Source organism: Pseudoduganella plicata (assembly GCF_004421005.1).
In the GTDB taxonomy this organism is placed as follows: domain Bacteria; phylum Pseudomonadota; class Gammaproteobacteria; order Burkholderiales; family Burkholderiaceae_D; genus Rugamonas; species Rugamonas plicata.
The window spans coordinates 2,722,405-2,747,489 of record NZ_CP038026.1 but is presented as its reverse complement, the minus strand read 5'-3'; the positions used below and the strand labels follow the sequence as shown (position 1 = coordinate 2,747,489).

The 25,085-nt window shown below is 65.7% G+C and carries 20 protein-coding genes, 2 tRNA genes and 1 pseudogene; 13 read left to right on the top strand and 10 right to left on the bottom strand.

Annotation, left to right across the window (positions count from 1 at the left end):
* Positions 1-132: 132 nt before the first annotated feature.
* Positions 133-942, bottom strand: a complete 810-nt coding sequence (locus tag E1742_RS11930; RefSeq protein WP_134385074.1) for an NAD-dependent epimerase/dehydratase family protein — start codon at positions 940-942, stop codon at positions 133-135.
* A 77-nt stretch (positions 943-1,019) separates the two neighbouring features.
* Positions 1,020-2,578: pseudogene (gene garD / locus E1742_RS11925) on the bottom strand (galactarate dehydratase).
* 211 nt (positions 2,579-2,789) lie between these two features.
* Between garD and E1742_RS11920 the strand changes: the two are divergent.
* From E1742_RS11920 to E1742_RS11875, 9 genes are all read left to right on the top strand, one after another.
* Entirely contained in the window at positions 2,790-3,491 is a 702-nt protein-coding gene (locus E1742_RS11920; protein WP_134385073.1) for a FadR/GntR family transcriptional regulator, read from the top strand.
* Positions 3,492-3,797: 306 nt separating this feature from the next.
* Positions 3,798-6,497, top strand: coding sequence for a TonB-dependent receptor (locus E1742_RS11915; protein ID WP_134385072.1), 2,700 nt, complete (start codon positions 3,798-3,800; stop codon positions 6,495-6,497).
* A gap of 81 nt (positions 6,498-6,578) precedes the next feature.
* Positions 6,579-7,379 carry a rhamnogalacturonan acetylesterase gene (locus E1742_RS11910; RefSeq protein ID WP_134385071.1) on the top strand — a complete coding sequence of 267 codons (801 nt, stop codon included), beginning with the start codon at positions 6,579-6,581 and terminating at the stop codon, positions 7,377-7,379.
* 68 nt (positions 7,380-7,447) lie between these two features.
* Positions 7,448-8,857: a pectinesterase family protein gene (locus E1742_RS11905; protein WP_229466742.1), complete on the top strand. Its 1,410-nt coding sequence runs from the start codon at positions 7,448-7,450 to the stop codon at positions 8,855-8,857.
* A gap of 10 nt (positions 8,858-8,867) precedes the next feature.
* The gene (locus E1742_RS11900; protein WP_229466740.1) at positions 8,868-10,724 is read left to right on the top strand and encodes a glycoside hydrolase family 28 protein; all 1,857 of its coding nucleotides are present in this window, start codon (positions 8,868-8,870) and stop codon (positions 10,722-10,724) included.
* A gap of 75 nt (positions 10,725-10,799) precedes the next feature.
* Entirely contained in the window at positions 10,800-11,126 is a 327-nt protein-coding gene (locus E1742_RS11895; protein ID WP_134385069.1) for a thioredoxin family protein, read from the top strand.
* Between the two features lie 35 nt (positions 11,127-11,161).
* Positions 11,162-12,433 carry an MFS transporter gene (locus E1742_RS11890; protein ID WP_134385068.1) on the top strand — a complete coding sequence of 424 codons (1,272 nt, stop codon included), beginning with the start codon at positions 11,162-11,164 and terminating at the stop codon, positions 12,431-12,433.
* Between the two features lie 170 nt (positions 12,434-12,603).
* Positions 12,604-14,448, top strand: coding sequence for an amidohydrolase (locus E1742_RS11885; protein WP_134385067.1), 1,845 nt, complete (start codon positions 12,604-12,606; stop codon positions 14,446-14,448).
* A 242-nt stretch (positions 14,449-14,690) separates the two neighbouring features.
* Positions 14,691-14,846, top strand: coding sequence for a DUF1427 family protein (locus E1742_RS11875; RefSeq protein WP_134385066.1), 156 nt, complete (start codon positions 14,691-14,693; stop codon positions 14,844-14,846).
* Here E1742_RS11875 and E1742_RS11870 read toward each other — a convergent pair.
* Positions 14,843-15,106 (bottom strand): hypothetical protein, encoded by a 264-nt coding sequence (locus E1742_RS11870; RefSeq protein ID WP_134385065.1) that lies wholly within the window; start codon positions 15,104-15,106, stop codon positions 14,843-14,845. The two genes, E1742_RS11875 and E1742_RS11870, sit on opposite strands and share 4 nt — an antisense overlap.
* 207 nt (positions 15,107-15,313) lie before the next feature.
* Here E1742_RS11870 and E1742_RS11865 point away from each other — a divergent pair, with 207 nt between their 5' ends.
* Positions 15,314-16,105 carry a hypothetical protein gene (locus E1742_RS11865; protein WP_134385064.1) on the top strand — a complete coding sequence of 264 codons (792 nt, stop codon included), beginning with the start codon at positions 15,314-15,316 and terminating at the stop codon, positions 16,103-16,105.
* A gap of 173 nt (positions 16,106-16,278) precedes the next feature.
* Positions 16,279-16,866, top strand: coding sequence for a hypothetical protein (locus E1742_RS11860; RefSeq protein WP_134385063.1), 588 nt, complete (start codon positions 16,279-16,281; stop codon positions 16,864-16,866).
* 51 nt (positions 16,867-16,917) lie between these two features.
* Here the strand turns inward: E1742_RS11860 and E1742_RS11855 are convergent.
* The 4 genes from E1742_RS11855 to mutL all read right to left on the bottom strand — a co-directional run bounded on the left by E1742_RS11855 (position 16,918) and on the right by mutL (position 20,079).
* Positions 16,918-16,994: transfer RNA gene (locus E1742_RS11855), tRNA-Met, on the bottom strand.
* An 85-nt stretch (positions 16,995-17,079) separates the two neighbouring features.
* A tRNA-Met gene (locus tag E1742_RS11850) sits at positions 17,080-17,156 on the bottom strand.
* 69 nt (positions 17,157-17,225) lie between these two features.
* A complete protein-coding gene (gene miaA / locus E1742_RS11845; RefSeq protein ID WP_134385062.1) occupies positions 17,226-18,164 on the bottom strand; it encodes a tRNA (adenosine(37)-N6)-dimethylallyltransferase MiaA in 939 nt (312 codons plus the stop codon).
* A gap of 19 nt (positions 18,165-18,183) precedes the next feature.
* Positions 18,184-20,079: a DNA mismatch repair endonuclease MutL gene (gene mutL, locus E1742_RS11840; protein WP_134385061.1), complete on the bottom strand. Its 1,896-nt coding sequence runs from the start codon at positions 20,077-20,079 to the stop codon at positions 18,184-18,186.
* 540 nt (positions 20,080-20,619) lie between these two features.
* On the opposite strand from mutL, the gene E1742_RS11830 reads away from it, so the two are divergent.
* Positions 20,620-21,264, top strand: a complete 645-nt coding sequence (locus tag E1742_RS11830; protein WP_134385060.1) for a VTT domain-containing protein — start codon at positions 20,620-20,622, stop codon at positions 21,262-21,264.
* Positions 21,265-21,379: 115 nt separating this feature from the next.
* Positions 21,380-22,414, top strand: coding sequence for a carbonic anhydrase (locus tag E1742_RS11825; RefSeq protein ID WP_134385059.1), 1,035 nt, complete (start codon positions 21,380-21,382; stop codon positions 22,412-22,414).
* Here the strand turns inward: E1742_RS11825 and E1742_RS11820 are convergent.
* Genes E1742_RS11820 through tsaE form a run of 3 tightly spaced genes read right to left on the bottom strand, consistent with a single transcriptional unit; the run spans position 22,398 to position 25,082 of the window.
* Positions 22,398-23,180, bottom strand: a complete 783-nt coding sequence (locus tag E1742_RS11820; protein ID WP_134385058.1) for a D-hexose-6-phosphate mutarotase — start codon at positions 23,178-23,180, stop codon at positions 22,398-22,400. The two genes, E1742_RS11825 and E1742_RS11820, sit on opposite strands and share 17 nt — an antisense overlap.
* A gap of 10 nt (positions 23,181-23,190) precedes the next feature.
* The gene (locus E1742_RS11815) at positions 23,191-24,633 is read right to left on the bottom strand and encodes an N-acetylmuramoyl-L-alanine amidase (protein ID WP_134385057.1); all 1,443 of its coding nucleotides are present in this window, start codon (positions 24,631-24,633) and stop codon (positions 23,191-23,193) included.
* The gene (gene tsaE / locus E1742_RS11810; protein ID WP_134385056.1) at positions 24,597-25,082 is read right to left on the bottom strand and encodes a tRNA (adenosine(37)-N6)-threonylcarbamoyltransferase complex ATPase subunit type 1 TsaE; all 486 of its coding nucleotides are present in this window, start codon (positions 25,080-25,082) and stop codon (positions 24,597-24,599) included. Before tsaE ends, E1742_RS11815 begins: the two co-directional genes overlap by 37 nt.
* Positions 25,083-25,085: the final 3 nt, after the last annotated feature.

Genomic DNA, 25,085 nt, shown 5'->3' with positions numbered 1-25,085 from the left:
AGAAAAACCGGTGACAGGCTCCTGTTTTAAAACCGGTGACAGGCTCCTGTTTTCACCATGTGAAAACAGGAGCCTGTCACCGGTTTTGACTCGGGGAAATACGCGTTTGATCAGTTGGTGTCGCGCACGCGATCAGTAGATTGGCCCGTCGAAGATGAACTTGCCGCCATGGTAGTTGGAGGCCGCGTCGTCTTCGGGCGGATACTCGCCCGTTTCCGGCACGTCGGCGCGGAACTGCTCGGAGCTGTCCTTCGGCTGGAAGCCCAGGTGCGCGGCCTTGCGGTTGTCCCACCACTGGCGCTTGTTGTTCGATGCGCCGAACAGGATCGTGTGGCCCACGCGCGGCGTCAGCAGCGACACGCGCAGCGCTTCCACCAGATCGTCGTACGACAGCCACGTGCACATCATGCGCGGGTTGTTCACGGCGGGGAACGACGAACCGATGCGCAGGCAGACGGTTTCGATGCCGGCACGGTCGAAGTAGTAGCGCGCCAGCTGTTCGCCGAACACCTTCGACAGGCCGTACATGCTGTCCGGGCGCGGCGGGTCGTCCGCGTCGATGACCTGCGTCTGCGGATAGAAGCCGATGGTGTGATTCGAGCTGGCGAACACGATGCGCTTGACGCCATGGCGGTGCGCCGCTTCGTAGATGTTGTACGTGCCCTGGATATTGGCCGTCATGATGTTCTCGAACGTGTTCTCCGTCGAGATGCCGCCGAAGTGCAGCACGGCGTCCACGCCTTCCATCATCGCCAGCACGGCGGCCTTGTCGGCCAGGTCGCACCGGACAATCTCTTCGCCCTCGCGCGCTTCGCCCATGTCGCCGATGTCGGACAGGCGGATCACGTCGGCCCACGGCTTGATGCGTTCGCGCAGAACCTTGCCCAGGCCGCCGGCGGCGCCCGTCAGCAGCAGGCGTTTGAATGGTTTTTTTGTCGTCATGTGTTTGGAGTCCCTTTTGATTTAGCCATTATTTGACCAGATATCCACCCCGGCGTCCGCTCAGCCGCGCGAGTACATCAGGTCACCGGCGCCGGATTGAACAGCACCAGCGCATTGTGCAGCTTCCAGTGCTCGGCCCACGTCTTCTTGCCGCTGGCGACATCGAGCATCAGCCGGAACAGCTCCCAGCCCACGCTTTCGATCGTTGCCTCGCCCGTGGCGATACGGCCCGCGTTGACATCCATCAGGTCATGCCAGCGGCGCGCCAGGTCGTCGCGCGTCGCGACCTTGATGACGGGGACTTCGGCCAGGCCATACGGCGTGCCGCGGCCCGTCGTGAAGATGTGCAGGTTCATGCCGGCGGCCAGCTGCAAGGTGCCGCAGATGAAGTCCGATGCCGGCGTGGCCGCGTAGATCAAACCCTTTGTCGTCAGCTTCTCGCCAGGGGACAGCACGCCGGAGATCGGGCTGCTGCCGGACTTGACGATCGACCCCATCGCCTTCTCGACGATGTTCGACAGACCGCCCTTCTTGTTGCCTGGCGTCGTGTTGGCGCTGCGGTCCACGCCGCCGCGCTTGAGGTACTGGTCGTACCAGTCCATTTCGCGGATCATCGCCTGCGCGACTTCCTCGTTGACGGCGCGCGACGTCAGCTGGTCGATCCCGTCGCGCACTTCCGTCACTTCCGAGAACATCACGGTGGCGCCGGCGCGCACCAGAAGGTCGGTCGCAAAACCCACGGTCGGATTGGCCGTCACGCCGGAGAACGCGTCACTGCCGCCGCACTGCACGCCAACGACCAGGTCGGCCGCGGAGCAGGTCTCGCGCTGGCGGCGGTTCAGCACTTCGAGCTGCTGTTCGGCCGTCTGCATGATCGAATCGATCATCGACATGAAGCCCACGTGATGGTTGTCCTGCAGGCAGACCACGGGCGCCTCGTCGGCGATCGTGTTGTCGGCCTTGCGAATCGGGATCGAGCCTTTCGGGAACAGGCGCGTGGGCTGCAGCTTTTCGCAGCCCAGCGAGACAACCATGGCCTGGCCGCCGAAATTCGGGTTCTTGCTGATGTTGTGCAGCGTGCGGATCGGCACCATCGCGTTGGGCGCGTCGATCGCCACGCCGCAGCCGTAGGTGTGCTCGAGGCCCACCACGTCGTCCACGTTCGGATAACGCGGCAGCAGTTCGGCCTTGATGCGCTTGACGGCGAAGTCGACCACGCCCGAGACGCACTGCACGGTCGTCGTGATGGCCAGGATGTTGCGGGTGCCAACCGAGCCATCCTCGTTGCGGTAACCCTGGAACGTGTAGCCCTCCAGCGGCGGCAGCGGTTCGGGCTTGATCGTGGCGATTGGCAGGTTGTCCAGTTCGCGCGCGGGGGCATTTCCAGCAGCTGTTCGGAAACCCAGCTGCCTTTCGGGATCGCCTTCGCGGCGCGGCCGATGGTCACGTTGTAGCGGATCACGGGATCGCCCAGCGCCAGGTCCGTCAACGCGACCTTGTGGCCTTGCGGGACGCCCTCGACCAGGGTCAGGCCGTCGGCGAAGACGGTGCCCGCGGGCAGACCGCCATCGTTGACGACGATCGCCACATTGTCGTTGTCGTGCATGTGGATACGGCGCGGAGTGCTCGCTGTCATCTTCAATCCTGGGAGGGGCCGCGACGTGATGTTCTTGTTGCGAAGTTGCAACGCAGAAGGGCGCCACGGTGTGTTGTCTGATGACTTCAGTATGACAGAGCCGAATATTTTTGGCTAGTCCACATTGCGATTTTGGTCTGACCGCTTTAGAATGGCCTGACCAGATGACAATAATGCAGAGCAATACTCTGCAACGGAAAGAGACGCCAGGATGCACAAGAAGGTCAGCACAGCGCCGGAGCAGGCCAGCCACGAACCGCGGCTGTACCGGGTTGTGGCGGACCGCATCGTGGCGCTGATCGCCGCCGAGGGCATCCGGCCCGGCGCGCGCCTGCCGTCCGAGCGCGATCTGGCGACCAAGCTGGCGGTCAGCCGCGCCTCGCTGCGCGAAGCGCTGATCGCGCTGGAGCTGGGCGGCGTGATCGAGGTGCGGGGCGGGTCGGGTGTCTACGTCAGCGAGGTGCCGGAACCGGCATCGAACCTGCCTGAAGCGGGACCGGGGCCGTTCGAAGTGCTGTCGGCGCGGCGCCTGATCGAAGGCGAGATCGCCGCGATGGCCGCGCGCACGGCGACGGACAGCCAGATCGACGCGATCCTGAAGGCGGTGGAGGACATGGAGGCGCACCACGCCAACAAGACCACCAACGAAGGGGCCGACCGCGCATTCCACCTGGCGATCGGCCGCGCCACAGGCAATGGCGCCATGGCGGGCGCGCTGGAATACCTGTGGGACCAGCGCGGGCGCCTGTGGCACAAGCTGAAAGAGCATTTCCAGACGGAGGAGCTGCGCCAGGAAACGCTGAAGGACCACCGCCGCATCTTCGAGGCCATCGCGGCGCGCGATCCGGCGGCAGCCCGCAAGGCGATGCGGGCCCACCTCGAACGCGTGACGAGGACGTTCTCGCGCGGCTAGCAGCACAGAATAAAAAAAAGCAGTACGGGCGCCCCACCAAAAAAACCAGGGGCGCCGAGGAGACAGGATGCGCAGGGACACCTTGCGTACACCCCGGGGTTACCCCGTCAAGTATGCCGGCACGGGCGCTCAACGCGCATGCTGCCGCGCTCCTTTCTCGAACAAATCGGTTATCGACCGCGTGCGACCTTGGCCCCGTGTCAGGTCTTCGTCGCAGCGGCACGGAGTACGCGAGGTGCTCCAACTGCCGGCCGTCCACGGACGACGACATAACTCAATTTGGAAAAACACAAGGAGACGAGACTCATGAACAAGCGCGAAACCCTCTGTCAGCCAAGGCTGGTACTGACCTCCATCGCACTGGCCGTGCTGGCCGTGACGAATGGGGCATCCGCGCAGGACGCCTCGATGCAGCGAGTGGAAGTGACCGGCTCGTCGATCAAACGCCTGGCCAACGAAGAAGCCCTGCCGATCACCACCATCAAGGCCGAGGAATTCGCTCAGCGCGGCCTGACCACGCTGGCCGACGTCATGATGGCGCTGCCGCAATCGGCGTCGCTGGCCCCGTCCAATGCCGGCTCGGGCACCAACATCAACCTGCGCGGCCTGGGCGTGAACCGCACGCTGGTGCTGCTGAACGGCCGCCGCCTGGCCAACGAAGCCATTTCGTCGGGCTACGCCAACCTGGACGTGATTCCGATGAGCGCCCTGGCGCGCGTGGAGATCCTGAACGACGGCGCCTCGTCGATCTACGGCTCCGACGCCATCGGCGGCGTCGTCAACTTCGTCACCAAGCGCGAAGTCGAAGGCGGCTCGATCACAGGCCAATGGGTCGAGCCTGAGCGCAGCGGCGGCGGCGACGAGCAGCGCGCCACGCTGACCTTCGGCAAAGGCAGCCTGGCCCGCGACGGCTGGAACGTCTACGGCACGGTCGACTTCCACCAGCGCAGCCGCCTGGCGTCGAAGGACCGTCCGGACCTGGGCTCGGACGAGATCCTGGCGCAAATCGGCCGTTCCCGCACCATCGGCAGCGGCGGCTATGCCATGCCCGCCAACTTCACGACGGCCGCCAACAAGACGGCGCGCAATCCGTACGCCGACAGCTGCCAGGCGCCATACTCGATCGTCGGCGCGAAAAGCACCTGCCTGATCGACAATACCGAATACGGCACCGCGCTGCACGAGAACTCGCAACTGAGCTTCTACGGCCGCGCCACGAAGCAGTTCAGCGAAGACCACACGTTCACCGTCGAATACACCCGCGGCCAGTCCGAGATCCTGGCGGCGCGCAATCCGACCCAGTCGGTCGCCGTCAACGGCGTCACGGCCCAGCTGCCATCGTCGTCGAAATGGTACCCGGGTGCCAGCGGCGGCGTGCCCGCCATGTCGGGCCTGAACGGCGCGCCGCTGATCGTCACGTGGTCGGTGGCCGATCTGGGCATCGCGGTGCAGAAGGACAAGCAGGTCAACCAGCGCCTGGCGTTCGTCGACGAGGGCAAGTTCGGCGAGTGGGACTATCGTACCGGCCTCGTGATCGGCATCAGCGACCGCGAAAACTACTATGACCGCGGCTTCGTGCGCGGCCAGGGACTGCTGGACGGGCTGAAAAGCGGCGCGTTGAACCCATTCGGCCTTCAGGATCAGGCCGGCCGTGACTACCTGAAGACGATTTCCGTCGACGGCATCAAGAACCGCGATTCGCGCAGTACGTACACGGGCGCCGACCTGACCGTCAGCCGTCCGCTGATGGAACTGGCCGGCGGCTCGATGGCGCTGGCCATCGGTGCCGACGTGAACCACACGACGACGCGTGACGACAAGCTGGCGATCCAGAACGAAGTGCAGTACCTGAACAGCACCGCGTCGCACGGCGAAGGCCAGCGCAACGTCTACGCGCTGTACGCCGAGCTGGACGTGCCGTTGACGAAGCAGCTGACCTTGAACTTCGCCGGCCGCGACGACTACTTCAGCGACTTCGGCAACACGTTCAATCCGAAAGCCAGCTTCCGCTGGGAGCCGACCAAGACGCTGATGTTCCGCGGCTCGGCCAACACCGGCTTCCGCGCGCCGACCCTGTTTGACGCTTACGGCTATCGCCTGCCTGGCGCGACCGGCAAGACCAGCTCGCGCTGGGACGATCCGATCCTGTGCCCGAGCGCGACGCCGGCCGTCGCCGGCAGCGGCACGCCGCTGCCGGGCTACGTGGAGTCCGAAGTCTGCGACGTCCAGCTGCCGAAACAGGTGGGTTCCAACGCCAACCTGAAGCCGGAGAAATCGCGCGGCTTCACGCTCGGTGTCGTGATGGAGCCGATGAAGTCGATGACGCTGTCGCTCGACTACTGGAATATCCGCATGAAGGACATGCTGGCCAACCTGCCGGAACAGGTCTACTTCCAGGACCCGGCCCGTTATGCGGAACTGTTCGTGCGTAACCCGGACGGCACGCTGGCGTTCATCAACAACACGACGATGAACCTGGGCGGCCAGAAGGCGGCCGGTATCGACGTCTCGGCCACGTACCGCTTCCCGCGCAGCAGCACCTATGGCGACTTCAAGGTGGAACTGGACGGCACGTACCTGACGAAGTTCGACAACCAGCTGTTCGAAGGCGATGCCTGGGTGTCGAACATCGGCCGCTTCGGCAACGCGTCGAACGGCACCACGTCGAGCTTCCCGATCATCACTTACCGCTGGAAGCACACGCTGAAGTTCGGCTGGTCGAAAGGCGACTGGACGGCGCAGGCGACGCAGAACTACAACTCGTCGTACGAAGACCAGAACCTGGTGGCGCAGCAGTACTGGCGCGACATCAATTCGTACAAGCCGTGGAACCTGACGGTGGGCTACAAGGGCATCAAGAACCTGCAGCTGATCTTCGGCATCACCAACGTGTTCGATACGGACCCGCCGGTGACGAACCACAGCGGCTACGGATTCAGCTACCTGTCCAGCGCCGCCAGCCCGATCGGCCGCTCGTACAACCTGCGCGCGACCTATAATTTCTGATCGAGCGTTGACGCATCTGTCATGAACGGCGCCCGCCTGCATTGGACCGCAGCGGGCGCCGTCTTATTTTTGGAGACACCAATGACCTATCGATCAATAACCTGTCGAGCCGCCGCCGCCGCGTTCGCGCTGGCCGGCATGACGGCCGCGCAGGCCGCAGACACGAAGCCGGTCCGCTTCATCCTCGTCGGCGATTCGACGATGGCGACCGCCAGCGGCTATGGCGACGCATTCTGCGCGCGCGTCATCCGCGCCGATACGTGCATCAACCTGGCCAAGGGAGGCCGCAGCTCCGGCAGCTTCCGCGCCGAAGGCCGCTGGAACGAGGTGCAGGGCCTGCTCAAGGGCAGCGCCGCCTACCGCGCCACTTATGTGTTGATCCAGTTCGGCCACAACGACCAGCCGGGCAAGCCTGGCCGTTCGACGGACCTGAAGACGGAATTCCCCGTCAACATGGCGCGCTATGTGGACGAGGTCAAGGCACTGGGCGCCACGCCGGTGCTGGTGACGCCCCTGACGCGACGCAGCTTCAAGGACGGCAAGCTGGAAAACAACCTGCAGCCGTGGGCGAACGTGATCCGCACCGTCGCTCAGGACAAAAAGGTGCCGCTGCTGGACCTGAATGCGGACAGCGTCGCCGCCGTGCAGGCCATGGGGCCGGATGAGGCGGACACGCTGGCCGTCGCGCCGAAGCCGGCGGCGCTGCCTGCGCCGGCAGGATCGGCCGCGACGGTGGAGCCGCAGGGCGCGGCCAAGAGCGCATTCGACTATACCCACGTGGGCGCCAAGGGCGCGGCCTACTTTGCCCGCATGGTCGAGCGAGAAATCAAGGCGGCCATTCCCGCCATCGCGACGGAATTCCGCCCGGAGGAAGGGCAGTGAGGGCGCGCCGGACCGCCGCTGTACCGGCATTCGCACTGATGCTTCTCGCGGCCGGGTGTCAGGCACCGATGACGTCTTCGCAAGGCGATATCGCCGCGACGCCCGTCGTGCGACCGCAATTGCCGCCCGAGATCGGCCGCCAGGTGACGATCGCCAACGTGCTGCGAACCACGGGCCGCGCCGGCAGCGAGACCGTCGATCCATGGGACCCGCTGGCCGACCCGCTGGCGCGGGGTGCCGTCTTCAAGGCCGACTACGTTGTCGACGCGGCAGCGCGCGCCGATGGCAGGCGTACGTTCAACCGCGTGCAGGACGCCGTCAGCCGGGCTGTCAGCGATGGCGGCGCCGCAAGCGGGCAGCGCGTGTACATCCTGGTGAAACCGGGTACCTACCGCGAATTGGTATACGTCCCGGCGTCGTCCCGGCCGATCACGCTGTACGGCGAAGGCAGGAGCGCGGCCGATACCGTCATCACAGCGGGGCTGGACGCGGCGGTGGCCCCAGGCGACTACGTCAAACAGTTCGGCGCGCAGTTCGCCAGTGTCGATCCGTCGATCCAGGAAATGCATGCGCTGGTGCGCGAGCGCAGCGGCAATATCTCGACCAGCGGCACGATGACGGTGTGGGTACGCAATCACGGCTTCCAGGCGCGCAACCTGACGTTCGAGAACTCGTACAACAAGGCGACGGGCAATGCCCGCGAGGAGTGCGGCGAACGCGCCTGCGGCAACAGCGCGCCCGATGCGCAGATCAACAAGGTGCATCACCAGGCGGTGGCGCTGACGGTGGAGGGCGCTGACAAGGCGCAGTTCGAGAACGTGCGCCTGATCGGCTTCCAGGACACGCTGTACCTGAAGTCGGCCGAGACGCGCGTCACGGCGCGCAGCTTCTTCCACCGCTCGTACATCGAAGGCGACGTCGACTTCATCTTCGGCGACACCACGGCCTATTTCTACCGCAGCGAAGTCCGTTCGCTGGGCGACCGCACCATGTCCTACGTGGGCGCGCCCAACACCAACTGGAAAACGAAGTACGGCTTCGTGTTCGACACGGTCCGCTTCACCAGCGACGGCTCGCCCAACGCGCTGGCTGGCAAGTTTCATCTTGCGCGCCAGTGGTTCCACAACTCGCGCTGCTCGCCGTACGCGCCGGTGGACGTCCCGGGCTATCGGTGCGTGCTGGGCGCCGAGAGTGTGTACCGCAAGCCAAAAGGCACGATTACGCCGACGGTGCTGGAGACGGTGGGCAAGATGATCGTCGTGAATTCGACCATCGGCCGGCATATCGACCGCCAACGGCCCTGGTCGGAATGGAACCGCGCGGGCACGCTGTCGCACCGGCCGGCCCAGTTTACCTCTGACGATTTCTGGAACAACCTGCGCAAGGCGGGCATCGATCCGGTCCGGGACCTCGGCTATGACGGGCCCCCGGCACCGAAGGACATCTATCTGGCGGAATTCAACAATGCAGACGAATAAGGAATACACGATGAGAACCACGGTCAATCAGGGACGCCGCACGATGATGAAGGCGGTATCGGCCAGCGGCCTGGCCGCCACCGGCGCGATGAACGGCGCGGGCGCCGCCATCGCGGAAGACCCATGGGCGCGGGCGAAAGAGATCGCCGACACGCTGTCGAAGCCGTTGAAATTTCGCGACCAGGACTTCGTCATCACCGGGTTCGGCGCCGCGCCGTGCCGGCTGGCGAAGGTGAAGGCCTGGGTGTCGCACGACGACCAGGCGACGGTGGACACCCAGGCACCGGGCTCGAAGGATTGCTATGCCGCGATCGCGGCAGCCATCGCGGCTTGCCACAAGGCAGGCGGCGGCCGCGTCGTGATCCCGGCGGGGAACTGGTACGTGGCGGGACCGATCGTGCTGCTGTCGAACGTGCACGTGCACCTGAAAAAGGGCGCGCACGTCTACTTCAGCAACGACCCGCGCGACTACGCGAAATATGGCGATTTCGATTGCGGCAGCAACGGCAAGCTGGTCATCACGCGCTGGCAAAGCAACGACTGCCTGAACTTCGCGTCGATGATCTACGCGTATGGGCAGGACAATATCGCGCTGACCGGCGAGGACTGGACCAGCACATTGAACGGGCAGGGCGGCGTGCCGTTCGCTGGCAGCACCGACTGCTGGTGGACGTGGAAAGGCAAGAACCGCACGATCAATCCCGTCTCGCAGGCCAATACGCCGGGCGACGCGCCCGGCAAGATCAACCAGCGCATCGCCAATCCGGTCAATCCGAAGTCGCTGCTGGACGTGGCGCCGCACCTGACGGAAGCCGAGCGCCTGCTGATCCAGGGCGAGGGCGACAAGTGGCGCGCCGACGAGCAGTACCTGCCGGCGCTGTCGGAAGCGGGCGTGCCGCTGGCAAAGCGCGTGTTCGGCCTGGGTCACTACCTGCGTCCGTCGATGGTGCACCTGATCGGCTGCACCAACGTGCTGCTGGCCGGGTATCACGTGATTCACACGCCGTTCTGGCAGCACCACCCGGTCCATTGCCGCAACATCGCCATCCGCAACGTACATGCGGAGAGCCATGGCCCGAACAGCGACGGCTTCGACCCGGAAAGCTGCGACATGGTGCTGATCGAAGGCTGCACGTTCGACGCAGGCGACGACTGCATCGCCATCAAGGCGGGCAAGAACCGCGATACGCAATACGGTCCGTCGCAGAACATCGTCATCCAGGACTGCATCATGCACAGCGGTCACGGGGCCGTCACGCTGGGCAGCGAAATGGCGGGCGGCATCCAGAACGTCTATGCGCAGAACCTCGTGTTCGAGAACACGCACTGGGCCACCAATCCGCTGAACACGGCCATTCGCCTCAAGACGAACATGAACCGCGGCGGCTACCTGCGCAACTTCTATGTTCGCAACGTGAAGATTCCGAACGGCGTGCAGACCAGCCCTTCGTTCTACGCGTCGCTGCCGGGTTCGCCGATCGCGTCGAAAACGGTGGCGACGGCGGCCGGCGCCGTCGTCACGTTCGACTGCGACTACACGCCGACGGCCGATACGGTGCGGCTGCGCCCACCCGTCGTCGACAATATCCAGATCTCCAACGTCACGGTGGGCAATGTGAAGACGAAGAAGGGCACGCTGGCGTCGTGCTACCAGGCCATCGTCATCCTCGGCCCGGTCGCATCGGACTACAACGGCCCGCAGCCGATGCCGACGGTGGTGCCGGTGACGAACGTGAAGATCAGCGACTGCGATTTCGGCACGCCGGCCAACGGCGAGCAGCCCTGGTATCTGTACAACGTGAAGGGCCTGCAGCTGACCCGTGTGAAGGTGGGCGGCAAGGAGATCAACACCACGCTGTCGGCGTAGGTTTCGCTGTGCGCTCTTGTCTGCTGCGGGCGTGATAATGTTCACCTATCACGCAACAGAAGACAAGGAGCGCATATGGAACACACCTACCAGGAAGCGGCGCCCACGCGCGCCGAGATCGACGCCCTGACCGGCCCGGCCCTGCTGGAATTCGGTACCAACTGGTGCGGCCACTGCCGCGCCGCGCAACCGCTGCTGACGGAGGCGTACGGCGAGCATCCGGACATCCGCCACTTCAAGGTCGAGGACGGGCCCGGGCGCTTGCTGGGCCGCTCCTTCCGTGTCAAACTGTGGCCAACCATGATCTTCCTGCAAGACGGGAAGGAAGTGGCGCGCGTGGTACGCCCCGCCGACGCCAGCGAGATCCGCGATGCGTTTGCCAAGATCGCCACACCCGGCTGATGGCACTTTCACCGTAACGTTAGCCCGGAGTCCGCATGCAAGAAGCTCATTCCGGTGCCGCGCGCAACAAGCCCGGCACCGTGTTGTTCGCCAGTCTGATCGGCACCACCATCGAATTTTTCGATTTTTATATCTACGCGACGGCCGCCGTCCTTGTCTTCCCCAAACTGTTCTTCCCTGCCGGTGACGCCGCCGCGGCCACACTGCAGTCGCTCGCCACGTTTGCCATCGCGTTCTTCGCCCGCCCCGTCGGCTCGGCCGTCTTCGGCCACTTCGGCGACCGCGTCGGCCGCAAGGCCACGCTGGTGGCCGCGCTACTGACGATGGGGCTGTCCACGGTCATCATCGGCATGCTGCCGACCTACGCGTCGATCGGCGCATGGGCGCCGCTGCTGCTGGCGCTGTGCCGCTTCGGCCAGGGCCTGGGCCTCGGCGGCGAGTGGGGCGGCGCCGTGCTGCTGGCCACTGAAAACGCACCGCCCGGCAAACGCGCGTGGTACGGCATGTTCCCGCAGCTGGGCGCGCCGATCGGCTTCTTCCTGTCCGGCGGAATATTCCTGCTGCTGTCCGAGCTGCAGACGGACGAGCAGTTCTTCAGCTATGGCTGGCGCATTCCGTTCCTGGCCAGCGCCGTGCTGGTGCTGGTCGGCCTGTACGTGCGCCTGAAGATCACGGAAACGCCCGACTTCCAGAAGGTGCTGGACAAGGGCGAACGCGTCAAGGTGCCGGTCGTGGCCGTGCTGCGGGACCACACCCGCATGCTGGTCCTCGGCACGCTGATGGCGATGGCGACCTTCGTGCTGTTCTACCTGATGACGGTGTTCGCGCTGAACTGGGGCGTGTCGGCGCTGGGCTTCTCGCGCCAGCACTTCCTCGTGCTGCAGCTGTTTGCCGTGCTGTTCTTCGGCCTGACGATTCCCGTCGCCGCGCTGCTGGCCGACCGCTACGGGCGCCGTCTCACCCTGATCGTCATTTCCGCCGCCATCGCGCTGTTCGGCCTGGCCCTGGCGCCGCTGTTCGGCTCCGGCAGCACGACCCAGGTGACGATCTTCCTGTGTCTGGGTCTCGCGCTGATGGGCATGACATACGGTCCGCTCGGCACGATCCTGTCCGAGCTGTTCCCGGCCGAGGTGCGCTACACGGGTGCCTCGCTGACGTTCAACCTGGCCGGCATCCTGGGCGCGTCGCTGGCGCCCTACATCGCCACGATGCTGGCGAACCAGTACGGCTTGCAGTACGTCGGCTACTACCTGTCGATCGCCGCGCTGCTCAGCCTTGTGGCGCTGGTGCTGACACGGACGAAATAGCGTACGTCGGGGACAGGCTCCTGTCACTGGCCTCTCGGCCCGAGACAGGAGCCTGTCCCCACCCCCTCGGGCTTCATCCTTTTAGCAGAGCGGGCACGGCCCCGGACAAGGGATGACGCCGCAGGCCGGCCGCGTATGATGGACTGCATCGTTTCCATCCTGCGTACACCATGCTTATCTTCCTGAACGGCCGTTTCCATACGGGCGACACATCCAATCCCGTTGCCTCCGCCGTCGCCATCGAAGACGGCAAATTCCTGGCCGTCGGCGATGCCGACGACGTCATGCGCCACCGCACGCCGGACGCGCAGGTGGTGGACCTGAACGGGCGCACCGTCATCCCCGGACTGAACGACTCGCACCTGCACCTGATCCGCGGCGGCCTGAATTACAACCTCGAACTGCGCTGGGAAGGCGTGCCGTCGCTGGCCGATGCGCTGCGCATGCTGAAGGAGCAAGCGCTGCGTACGCCAAGCCCGCAGTGGGTGCGCGTGGTCGGCGGCTGGAACGAATTCCAGTTTGCCGAACGACGCATGCCGACGATCGAGGACCTGAACGCGGCGGCGCCCGATACGCCCGTCTTCGTGCTGCACCTGTACGATCGGGCGCTGCTCAATCGCGCCGCGCTGCGCGCCGTCGGCTACACGAAGGACACGCCCAATCCGCCCGGTGGCGAGATCGTGCGCGACGCCAGCGGTAATCCGACCGGCATGCTGATCGCGCGGCCGAACGCCATGATCCTGTACGCCACGCTGGCGAAAGGACCGAAACTGCCGCTGGAGCACCAGATCAACTCGACGCGCCACTTCATGCGCGAACTGAACCGCCTGGGGCTGACCAGCGCCATCGACGCCGGCGGCGGCTTCCAGAACTATCCGGAGGATTACAACGTCGTCGAGCAGCTCGCGGCGGACGACCAGCTGACGATCCGCATCGCCTACAACCTGTTCACACAGAACAAGGGCCAGGAGCTGCAGGACTTCCAGCGCTGGACGGACATCGTCACGCCCGGCCAGGGCGACGACTGGTACCGCCACAACGGCGCCGGCGAGATGCTGGTGTTCTCGGCCGCCGACTTCGAGGACTTCCTGGAGCCGCGTCCGGACCTGCCGCCGGAAATGGAAGGGCAGCTGGAACAGGTGGTGCGCCACCTGGTCAGCCAGCGCTGGCCGTTCCGCCTGCACGCCACGTACGACGAATCGATCGGGCGCATGCTGGATGTGTTCGAGAAGGTCAACCGCGACATCCCGTTCGACGGCCTGCACTGGCTGTTCGACCACGCCGAAACCATCAGCCCGAAAAACATCGACCGCGTCAAGGCGCTGGGCGGCGGTATCGCCATTCAGCACCGCATGGCGTTCCAGGGCGAATACTTCGTCGGCCGCTACGGTGCGGACGCGGCAAAGCACACGCCGCCGATCCGCCGCATGCTGGAAAGCGGCGTGCCGGTCGGTGCCGGCACCGATGCCACGCGCGTGGCCAGCTATAACCCTTGGACGGCGCTGTACTGGCTCGTTTCCGGCCGCACGGTGGGCGGCCTGCGCCTGTACGACGCGGGCGACAAGCTGCCGCGCGAGACGGCGCTGGCGCTGTGGACGGCCGGCAGCGCATGGTTCTCGAATGAGCAGGGCAAGAAGGGCCGCATCCAGGCTGGCATGCTGGCCGACCTGGCGGTGCTGTCGGCGGACTTCTTTCGGGTGGACGAAGAAGCCATCAAGCGCATCGAATCGGTGCTGACGGTGGTGGGCGGGCGCATTGTCTTCGGCCAGGCCGAGTTCACGAAGCTGGGCCCGCCGGACCTGCCGGTGCTGCCCGAGTGGTCGCCGGTGGCGAAGGTTCCCGGCCACTACCGCGCGGTGCCGCCGCAAGCCGCGAAGTCGGCGCTGCCGCACCAATGCGCCGGCGCCTGCGGCGTGCACGCCCACTCGCATGACGTCGCACGCAAGTCGACGGTGCCTGTTTCCGACTTCGCCGGCTTCTGGGGCGCATTCGGCTGCAGCTGCTTTGCATTCTGAGGCGCCCATGAACTACGTGAAGATCCTGGCGGGGCTGGTGCTGTCGTTCGTGGTGGGGCTGGCGTGCCGGCGCTTCAACATCCCGGCGGCATCGCCGCCCGTGCTGTCGGGCGCGCTGCTGGTATTCATGATGAGCAGCGGCTACTGGCTGGTGGACCGCTTCGTCGCCCGCCGCGCCGCGCGCAACCGGCAGCATTGCGGCGGCCATGCGCTGGATGGCACGGCCCCGGGCGGGAGGGGCAATGAGCGCACTCGTCATCGGCTCGCTGCTGGGCCTTGGCATCGGCGCGATTTGCCGCGCCTGCGATATCCCATCGCCGGCGCCGCCAACGCCGATCGGCGCGCTGCTGGTCGTCGCGATGACGTCCGGCTACGTCGTCGGCGGCTGGGTCGCTTAGACGGATGCGGCCGGCTGCACCAGCTGCGCCAGCAGCTTGTCGCGGTTGTTCATGACGAAGCGGCGGAACGCATCTTCCCTGACCGCCAGCCGCACCACCCCGGGCAGCAGCGCGTAGCTGTAGCGCGCCAGCGTGGCAACCGCCTCGTCGTTCTGCAGCGCCGCCACCGACACGGCGCCCGGCTTGCCGTGCACGGCTTTCAGAATGTCTTCGCGGCGGCTGGCCATCAGCCGCGTCAGGATTTCCATCAGGTCGGGCATAGTTCCTCCGCAAAATTCCGAGTGTACGAAGGGGAGCGCCCGGCGTTGCTGACGCGGCGCAAGCACTGCCGCCTGCCAGGCTCCGAGGCTACACCGCAGCTGGCGTTTGGTGATACCTTTCCGCAACAACGCCGTCTGGCATTGCTGTTGCGCAACTCTCTTCCCTGACGCCGGCCCTACAGTTGCTGGACGCGAACGGGAGGATCGATGAACGGGAAATTCACACTGGGCCTGCTGCTGCTGATGGCGGGCGGACTGATTTACGCGGCCGCCCATCAGGAGCGCGACGCAACGCGGTGGAGCGGTCCGCGCGATGGCCACGCCGAGCATGCGCGCATGGCGCACGCGTCGCGGCATGGAGACATGAGCTGGCTCGGTCCGGCCCGACGCATCGATGGCGACGAGCTGGCACAGCGCACGCAGAGCGTGATGAGCAAGCTGCGGCAGGACATGGCGGCGGCGCAGGATCCGGCCGGATTCGAATGCCGCCACCCCGCCGAGGTGGGGCCCGTGCCCTCGCTGGACGCCGTCGACGCATGGCTGGGCGGCCTGCCCGCGAGCCGGCACGACCGCAAGCTGATGCGCAACCTGTACCGCGCCGCCGCCGAGGGCAACTGGCTGGCGCGGGCGCAGGTGTACGCGCTGCTGTCCGAGCGCCCCGCGCGCGACAACACGACCGCCTATCGCACCGTCCAGCTGATGGAATGGCTGCAGGAGCACGGTATCGGCGCGCTGCACGGCATCGTTGGCGAAGCGCTGAAGTCCACCGGCAGCGGGCGGCCCGACGCTTCGGCCGTGACGGTAAGCGATATCTACGCGGCCCTGCATCACAGCTACCCGGCGCAGCACAAGGTGGGGCGGGAACTCAGTCGCAGCGAGGACCCGCGGCTGGCTGCGGCCGGCCGCAGGATGGTCGAATGCGCCGCGCACGCGCTGCCGGCGTTCGAGCGGATGTTCGAGGTCGAGATGGCGCAAGCGGGCGGGTCCACGCGACAGTAGGGGATGTCGCCGATGCGCGGCCTGGTTATCGGCTGTCGGAAATCGTTCGATGGATGCATCACGAGCGGGCTTGCTGTCCCGTTGCCGAACGGGTCTAATGCTGGCCTGCATGGCAAATTGCCAACATGGCGTGGCAGCGCGACAGTTGTACAGTTCACGAGGCAAGGGCAAGGATGAAATGGACAGGGGCAAATCTGCAGCGCCTGACGGCGGCGGTATTGGCAATCGGCGCGGCAGCGGCGGCGGTGGCGGGACCGGCTACAGGGCAGTGGGTGAAGGACGAGCAAACGCTGGAGCCGGGCGCGACCATCTATTTGAGCGCGGCATTCGGCAGCAAGAAGGGCAAGTTCCGCGCGCAGCCTGAATCGATGCTGGACACCACCAGCAGCATCGACGGCAGCTTTATCGTCGGCACCTACCGCTATGTCTACCAGACACCGGAGCGAGACGCGCAGGGCAACGCCTACGATGAGCTACAGTCGACGGAGCTGCTCGACTGCGAGCGCAATTACTACGGCACGCTGAGACAGGTCCGCAAGCGCAACGGCGCCATTGTCAGCGAAACCGTCAAGTCCGATGCGCAGGTATCGATGATGCAGATGGGCGGCGTTAACCTGGGCAGCAAGCTGTGCGACCTGCACGCGAAGCGGGCGGTGCAGCCGCTGCGCCGCGCGCCGGTGGACAATCCGGCCTACAAGCCGAACCCGTCGGACCAGGACATCGATGCGTTGATAAACCGGCACATCCCGGCGAAAAAATAGTCGCCCATGAAAAAAACCGCCGACCCGTAAGGATCGGCGGCTTTTCCGTATTGGTGGTGATAGGTGGACTTGAACCACCGACCCCAGCATTATGAGTGCTGTGCTCTAACCAGCTGAGCTATATCACCGAAAACTGGTCAACTCGACAAGGCTGCGCCCTGAAAGAATAATGGCCTGGACCGTTGCCGGACAGGCCATCTTCTGCAATTCGGGTGGTGGTGATAGGTGGACTTGAACCACCGACCCCAGCATTATGAGTGCTGTGCTCTAACCAGCTGAGCTATATCACCGCAACGGCAAGCATTATCGGCTGTGGCGTCGTTTCTGTCAAGAAGCCCGCGTTGTGACGAACACGGGTGCTATAAAGGCAAGCCCGCCAGGATGCGCGCCGTCGCATCCGGCGCCAGGCAGTCGATGACGATCCGCTCCGGCATCGAACGCAGCCACGTCAGCTGGCGCTTGGCCAGCTGGCGCGTGGCAATGATACCTGTCTCGCGCATCGTCTTGTAGTCGATGCGGCCGTCCAGGTATTCCCACGCTTGCCGGTAGCCGACGCAGCGCATCGATGGCAGGCCCGGATGCAGGTCGCCGCGCCGGCGCAGGTGTTCCACTTCGTCCAGCAGCGCATCGCCTTCCAGCATGAGATCGAAGCGGCGCGCGATGCGCTCGTGCAGAACGGCGCGGTCAAGTGGCTCCAGCGCAAACGACGTCAGTTCGAACGGCAGCACTTCCGGCGCGCGCTGCGCCAGCAGTGCCGACATCGGCCGGCCCGACAGGCGGATGATCTCCAGCGCACGCTGGATGCGCTGCGCGTCGTTCGGCTTCAGGCGCGCGGCTGTCTCCGGGTCCAGCGTCGCCAGGCGCGCGTGCATGGCGGGCCATCCCAGCAGCGCCGCCTCGTCTTCCAGTTCGGCGCGGATGGCGGGATCGGCGCCGGGCAGGTCGTCCAGCCCGTCCGCCAGGCCTTTGAAGTACAGCATCGTGCCGCCTACCAGCAGCGGCAGCCTGCCGCGCGCGACGATCTCGCCGACGAGGCGCAGCGTATCGGTGCGGAACTGCGCCACCGAGTAGCTGTCGAGCGGGTCGAGGATGTCGATCAGGTGGTGCGGCACGCTGGCCAGTTCCTCGCGCGACGGCTTGGCCGTGCCGATGTCCATGCCCCGGTAGACGAGGGCTGAATCGACGGAGATGATTTCGGCCGGCACGCGCGCGGCGATGGCCAGCGCGGCGGCGGTCTTGCCCGACGCGGTCGGGCCCATGATGGCGACCGCCTGCGGCCGCTGGGTATTCTGATTCATGACAATGGATGGATGCGGCTTATTGACCGCGCAGGAACAGTTTGTCGAGCGCGCTGATTTCGACCTGCACCCAGGTGGGGCGGCCATGGTTGCACTGGTCCGCGCGCTCCGTGCTTTCCATCTGGCGCAGCAGGGCGTTCATTTCCGGCTGCGTCAGGATGCGGTTGGCGCGCACCGCCGTGTGGCAGGCAAGGGTGCCCAAGAGCTCGTTGCGGCGCTCGATCAGCACGCGCGAGCCGCCGTATTCGCGTACGTCGCGCAGCACGTCGCGCGCCAGCGTCTGGGCGTCCGCGTTCTTCAGCAGGGCGGGCACCGCGCGCACGGCCAGCGTGGTCGGCGACAGCACGGCGATGTCGAAGCCCAGGGTGCGCAACGTGTCGCCATGCTCCTGGACGGTGCCCACCTCGATCGCATCGGCATAGAACGTGACGGGGATGAGCAGGGTCTGGACCTGCATGTCGCTGCCGGAGATCTGCGCATCCAGCGCATTCTTCAGCTGCTCGTACAGGATGCGTTCATGCGCCGCATGCATGTCCACCAGCACCAGGCCCTTGCTGTTCTGCGCCAGGATATAGATGCCGTGCAGCTGGGCCAGCGCAAACCCCAGCGGGAACTCCTCGTGCGCCAGCGCGGCGGACGAGGCCACGTACGGCGTCGCCTGCGGCAGATACGGCGCGGCGGTTTCCGCCACGCGCCTGCTGCCGTCGGCAAACAGCGCGCCATAGCTTTCGGTACTTTGCGCCACGCCGCCTTCGCCGGGGCGGGAGTAGGGCGACGGCGAGAACGTCGGCGTGTAGGTCGGGTTCAGGATGGAGCCGAACGACGCCTGCTGCTGCGGGCGCCACAGCGGGCCGCCGCCGGTCGTCAGCGTGTCGGCGGCAGGCAGCGGCGAGGGCACGCTGCCGTGCGCCGTGGCCGACGTCTGCGCCAGCGCGCGCTGCACGGCGTGGAACACGAACTGGTGGACGGCGCGGCTGTCGCGGAAGCGCACTTCGATTTTCGACGGGTGCACGTTGACGTCCACCAGCGCCGGGTCGAGGTCCAGCGCCAGCACGTACGACGGGAAGCGGTCGCCGTGCAGCACGTCCTCGTAGGCCGCGCGCACGGCGTGCACCAGCAGCTTGTCGCGCACGAAGCGGCCGTTCACATAAAAATACTGGCAATCGGCGCGCGCTTTCGACGCTGTCGGCAGCCCGGCGAAGCCGTGCACGCGCAGCACGCCGGAGCCTTCGTCGATGGCTAAGCGCGCTTCGGCGAACGTCTCGCCGAGAATCTGCGCGCTGCGTTTGGCCATGTCGGACGCCATCCAGTGATCGACGGTGCGGCCGTTGTGCGACAGCGTGAACGCCACGTCCGGCCGCGCCAGCGCGATGCGGCGCACGACTTCGGCGCAGTGGCCGAATTCCGTCTGCTCGGACTTCAGGAATTTGCGGCGCGCGGGCGTGTTGTAGTACAGGTCCTGTACGTTGACGGTGGTGCCGGGCGCGCCGGACGACGGCTGCACGGTGCCCAGGTGCGAACCCTCGAGCTCCCAGGCGTGGGCGCCGTCGGCGGTGCGCGACGTCAGGGTGACGACGGCCACGGAGGCGATCGAGGCCAGCGCCTCGCCGCGAAAGCCCAGCGTACCCACGTTTTCCAGGTCGTCCAGCGACGCGATTTTCGACGTGGCGTGGCGTGCCAGCGCCAGCGGCATCTGGTCCGGCGGGATGCCCTTGCCGTTATCGGTGATGCAGATGCGCTTGACGCCGCCTTCCTCCAGCCGCACGGTGATCTGCGTGGCGCCCGCGTCCAGCGCGTTCTCCAGCAGCTCCTTGACGACAGCGGACGGCCGCTCGACCACCTCGCCCGCGGCGATCTGGGAGATGAGCTGATCGGGAAGTGCCCGGATCGGGCGGGGGGCGGGTGGCGCATTCATAGCCGCCCATTATAACCGTGGTGGCGCACCGGCAAGCCGCCTGGGCCGACGAATTGCCAATGTGCTACAGCCGCGCCCCCGTACATCGTGTGTGACAGTTTTCGTGCCTGACCCCGATGTTGTCACGGGCTCTGCTGTCGCACGGGAATCGGCATTGCACAAATCCACGTGCTCCGGCCGCCACCTTGGTCCACGGCCCGCCGCGGTTGCGCTGGGCTTCGGCGACGGCCTTGAAGCTGGCGGACTCCGTGCGCACCGATTTGATGGGCACCATCTGCGCCGGCTTGTCGTAAAAGCCCATGGCACCCGCACCGCGCGGCAGGACGGACAGCACGGCGCCCGTGACCGGGCTCAGGGGAAAGGCGCGCGTCGGTTGTCCTTATCGGTTTGCTAAGTGGACGCTAAGAATTGTAGACAGGAATATGGTTAAACTGGCAAAGCTATTGCCTCGACTAATCTGTAAGCAAAATATCGTCCGCGCAGGGGGTGTTGCCCGCATAACCCTGGTGTATGATTCCGCCGCAACCTTTTGGGATATCTATGGATTTCGTTCAACTGCTGGACATGCTGGTTCACGTCGACAAGACGCTGGGCATTCTGATCAATCAATATGGCGTCTACGTGTACGCCGTGCTGTTTGCCATTATCTTTGCCGAGACGGGCCTGGTCGTGCTGTTCTTCTTCCCCGGCGACACGCTGCTGTTCATCGCCGGCGCGTTCTGCGCCACCGGCCAGATGCACCTGGGGCTGCTGATTTTCCTGCTGGTGACGGCGGCGATCCTGGGCAACACCACCAATTACCTGATCGGCGAAGCCATCGGACAGCGGATGTTTACGCACGACTACCGCTGGATCAACAAGGACGCGCTGCGCCGCACCCACGAGTTCTTCGAACGCCATGGCGGCAAGACGATCATCCTGGCCCGCTTCGTTCCCGTCGTGCGCACGTTCGCGCCGTTCGTGGCCGGCGTGTCGGACATGACGTTCGGCCGCTTCCAGCTCTATAACGTCACCGGCGCACTGGCGTGGGTCATCTCGCTGTGCGTGGCCGGTTACCTGTTCGGCAATATCCCTATCATCCGCGACAACCTGACGGCCATCGTGCTGTTCGGCGTGGCCGTGGCGGTCGTTCCGGTCGCCCTGGGTGGCCTGTGGAAGTTCAGCCGCAAATTCATGGGCCGTTGAGCCTGGCCCGTGCGCGGCGGCCTTTGCCGCCGCGCTTTCGCAGCACCGATACCCTCAAGTTTTGCCCTACGGCATCCGTTAACCGGAGTAATGCTTTTTTACTTTCCGGATTAACATGCGCAAGCTGATCGCCGTCATTGCCAGTCTCGCCCTCGGGGCTGCCAGCGCAAACGAGCCCCCCGCTTCGGTCAAGGACTCTTCCTTGCCGCCGATCCCTCTGTCGCCCTCGAACGCCAAGGCGCCCAAACTGCCGTCGTCGAAACTGACAAAGGATGCGCCGGCGAAGAAGCTGTCCGCGCGCGAGCAGGAAGAAATGGCCGAGGCGGAGCTGTCGGCCAAGATCGCCGAGCGCCTGGCCGCGATGCGCGCCAATCAGGCCGCGCGCATCGCCGCCGCCGCAAAGGCGAGGAAGGAAGCGGCGGCACGGGCGCAGCGTGCCGCGGTCATCGCCGCCGCGCCACCGCCGCCGGCCAACGGCACGTTCTGGACGTACGAGGGCGAATTCGGCCCGGCCAACTGGAGCAAGATCAACGCGAGCTGGAACAAGTGCAATGGCGGTGCGCGCCAGTCGCCGATCGACATCCGCGACGGCATCAAGGTCGATCTGGAGCAGATCGCGTTCGACTACCGCCCGTCGTCGTTCAGCGTACAGGACAACGGGCACACCGTGCAGGTGCGCCTCGGCGGCGGCAATTACCTGTCGGTTGCGGGCCGTACCTACGAACTGCAGCAGCTGCACTTCCATCGCCCCGCCGAAGAGCGGGTCAACGGCAAGAGCTACGAGATGGGTATCCACCTGGTGCACAAGGACGTCGAGGGCCACGTGGCCATCCTGGCGCTGATGCTGCAACGGGGCCGTCCGCAGCCGGCCGTGCAGACCGTGTGGAACAACCTGCCGCTCGAAAAGACGGACACCTACACGCCGTCGATCGTGTTCGATCCCAACGACCTTCTGCCGGAACGGCGGGACTACTACACGTATATGGGTTCGCTGTCCGAGCCACCATGCACGGAAGGCGTGCTGTGGCTGGTGATGAAGGAGCCGCTGCAGGCGTCATCCGAGCAGATGGCGCTGTTCTCGCGGCTCTATCCGTTGAACGCCCGGCCGGTGCAGGCCAGCTCGGGCAGGATGATCAAAGAGTCGCAGTAACCGTGTGCACGCCGGTCCATGTGGCGCCGGCGGCCAGTTCCCGCTTGTCGACGAGGGCCGGCTCGATACAGACAAAGCGCTGCCATTCGTCGTCCGCCATGTCCGTCAACGCCGTGGCGCCTTCAAGCCCCGGATTCCACACTACCCATTCCGTAAAACCCTGCTGCCGCAGCTGCAGCGTGGCGCCCGGGTGCGACAGGGTCAATGCCGCTGGCGCGGCGTAAATGTTGTCCAGCTTCGGGCCGAAGCGCAGCGGCGATTCGTCCGGCAGGCCTTCCAGCACCGTCTGCGTGAAATCCTCTACGGCGTAGTACGTGTGCAGCGCGGCGGCGAAGTCGAACGGCGCGGCGCCGGTATTGACGACCGTGAAGCGCATGACGATGGCGTCGCCGCGCAACGTGAAGCGCAAGGCCAGGGCGAAGGCATGCGGCCAGCCGGCAGCCAGCGCGGGTGGCACGGCGTCCTGGTTCAGCGCCAGCTCGACCCAATCGTCACCGTTATCCGCCACGCGCCAGTGCGACAGCCGCGCCACGCCATGGCGCTGGCCCGTGCCGCGCGTGGAGAACTGCGGGAAGATGACGGGCACGCCGCCGCGGATGGCCGCGCTGCCGTCGCGGGGCGACTGCGCGCTCATGAACAGGCGTTCGCGCCCGTCGGCCGTCTTCCACGATGCCAGGTGGGCGCCGTACAGCGCGATCAATGCTTCGGCACCGTCAGGCGCGGTTATGCATACGGCCGGCAACTGGCCGAACGTCACCATCTTCATATTGTCATCCTCAGGTCAGGCGGCTCTTGGCGAGCGGCGGGTTCTTGGCGAAATACTGGCGGATGCCCTTGACGATGGCGTCCGCGATCTGGTCCTGGTAGGCGTTGTCCAGCAGGCGCGCTTCCTCGTCCGGGTTCGAGATGAAGGCCGTTTCGATCAGGATCGACGGGATGTCCGGCGCCTTCAGCACGGCAAAGCCGGCCCGTTCGACAGCGCCGTTGTGCAGTTTGTTGATGCCGCCGATCTGCGACAGCACGGCCTTGCCGACCTTCAGGCTGTCGTTGATCTGGGCGGTGGTGGACAGGTCGAACAGCACGCTGGCCAGTTGCGGGTCGTGGCCCTGCGTGTTGGCGCCGCCGATCAGGTCGGCCTGGTTTTCCTTGTTGGCCAGCCAGCGCGCGGCCGACGAGCTGGCGCCTTTTTCCGACAGCACGAACACGGAGGAGCCGCGCGCGCTGGGCGACACGAAGGCATCCGCGTGGATCGACACGAACAGGTCGGCATCGACCTTGCGAGCCTTTTCCACGCGCTTGTTCAGCGGAACGAAGAAGTCGCCGTCGCGCGTCAGCATGACGCGCATGTTCGGGTGTTCCTCGATCTTGAATTTCAGGCGCTTGGCAATGGCCAGCACGATGTCCTTCTCGCGGCTGCCCTTCGCGCCAATGGCGCCCGGGTCCTCGCCGCCGTGGCCCGGATCGAGGGCCACGGTCAGCATGCGTACCAGCTTGTCGTTCTTGTCGACCTGCGGTTTCTTTGGCTCCGGCTTCGGCGCGTCCGTCTTCGGCGGCACGGCCGCGATGTCGGGGCGGGGCAAGGCCTGCGACGGCACGCCCGGCGCCGGCAGCTTGTTGTCCGGCAGCGGCAGCGCATTGCCGAGCGTGGGCGCCGGTGCTTCGGCCGGCGTGGCCGGGGCCTGGCCCACGGGCTTGCCGTCGCTGGACCATTCGCCCTTTTCGATCATCGCCGCGATGGGATCGAGCTGCTGCACGGGGTAGAGATCGAAGATCAACCTGTGCTTGTATTCGCCCACGGGATCCAGCGTAAACACCTGCGGCCGGATTTCCGCCTTCAGGTCGAACACCAGCCGTACCACGTTCGGGCGGTTCTGGCCCACGCGCACCTGCTTGATGTACGGGTCGTTCGACTGGATCTTCGCCACCAGCGTCTTCAGCGTCGGGTTCAGCTCCAGCCCTTCGATGTCCACGACCAGGCGTTCCGGGTCCTTGACGATGAAGTGCGACGTTTTCAGGTCGGTATCGTTTTCCAGCGTGACGCGGGTGTAGTCGTCGGCCGGCCAGACGCGGACGGCCATGATCTGCGCGGCGCGCGCGGGCAGCGGCGACAGCACCGACAGCAGCAGCGCGCCGCCGGCCTTCAGCACTGTGCGGCGCGACTTGCCGGGCCGGGCAGGCGGTATCAGAGGATCGCTGGGAAGTGGAGGCGTTGCAGGCATGACGAACCTAATGCGGAAGAACCCTGCAATTCTACATCACGTCCTTCGCCCGCCACGGTGAGATTGACGCGCAGGTCCGGCGGCGGCAGCACGGGAAAGGCCTTTTCGGGCCATTCGACGATGCAGATATTGTGGCCGTCGAAGTCCTCGCGGAAGCCCGCGTCGAGAAATTCTTCCGGGCTGCCCATCCGATACAGGTCGTAATGGATGATCGTGACCGGCTGGCCGTCCAGCGTGACCCGGTACGGTTCGGCCAGGGTATAGGTCGGGCTCTTGACGTGGCCCTGGTGGCCGGCTGCGTGCAGCAGCGCGCGCGTCAGCGCCGTTTTGCCGGCACCGAGATCGCCTTGCAGGTGAATCGACATGCCCGGGAGCAGGGCGCGCGCCAGCGACACGCCAAGGGCGGCCGTGTGGGATTCGTCACGAAGGTGGGCTTTGAAGGACTGCATGGC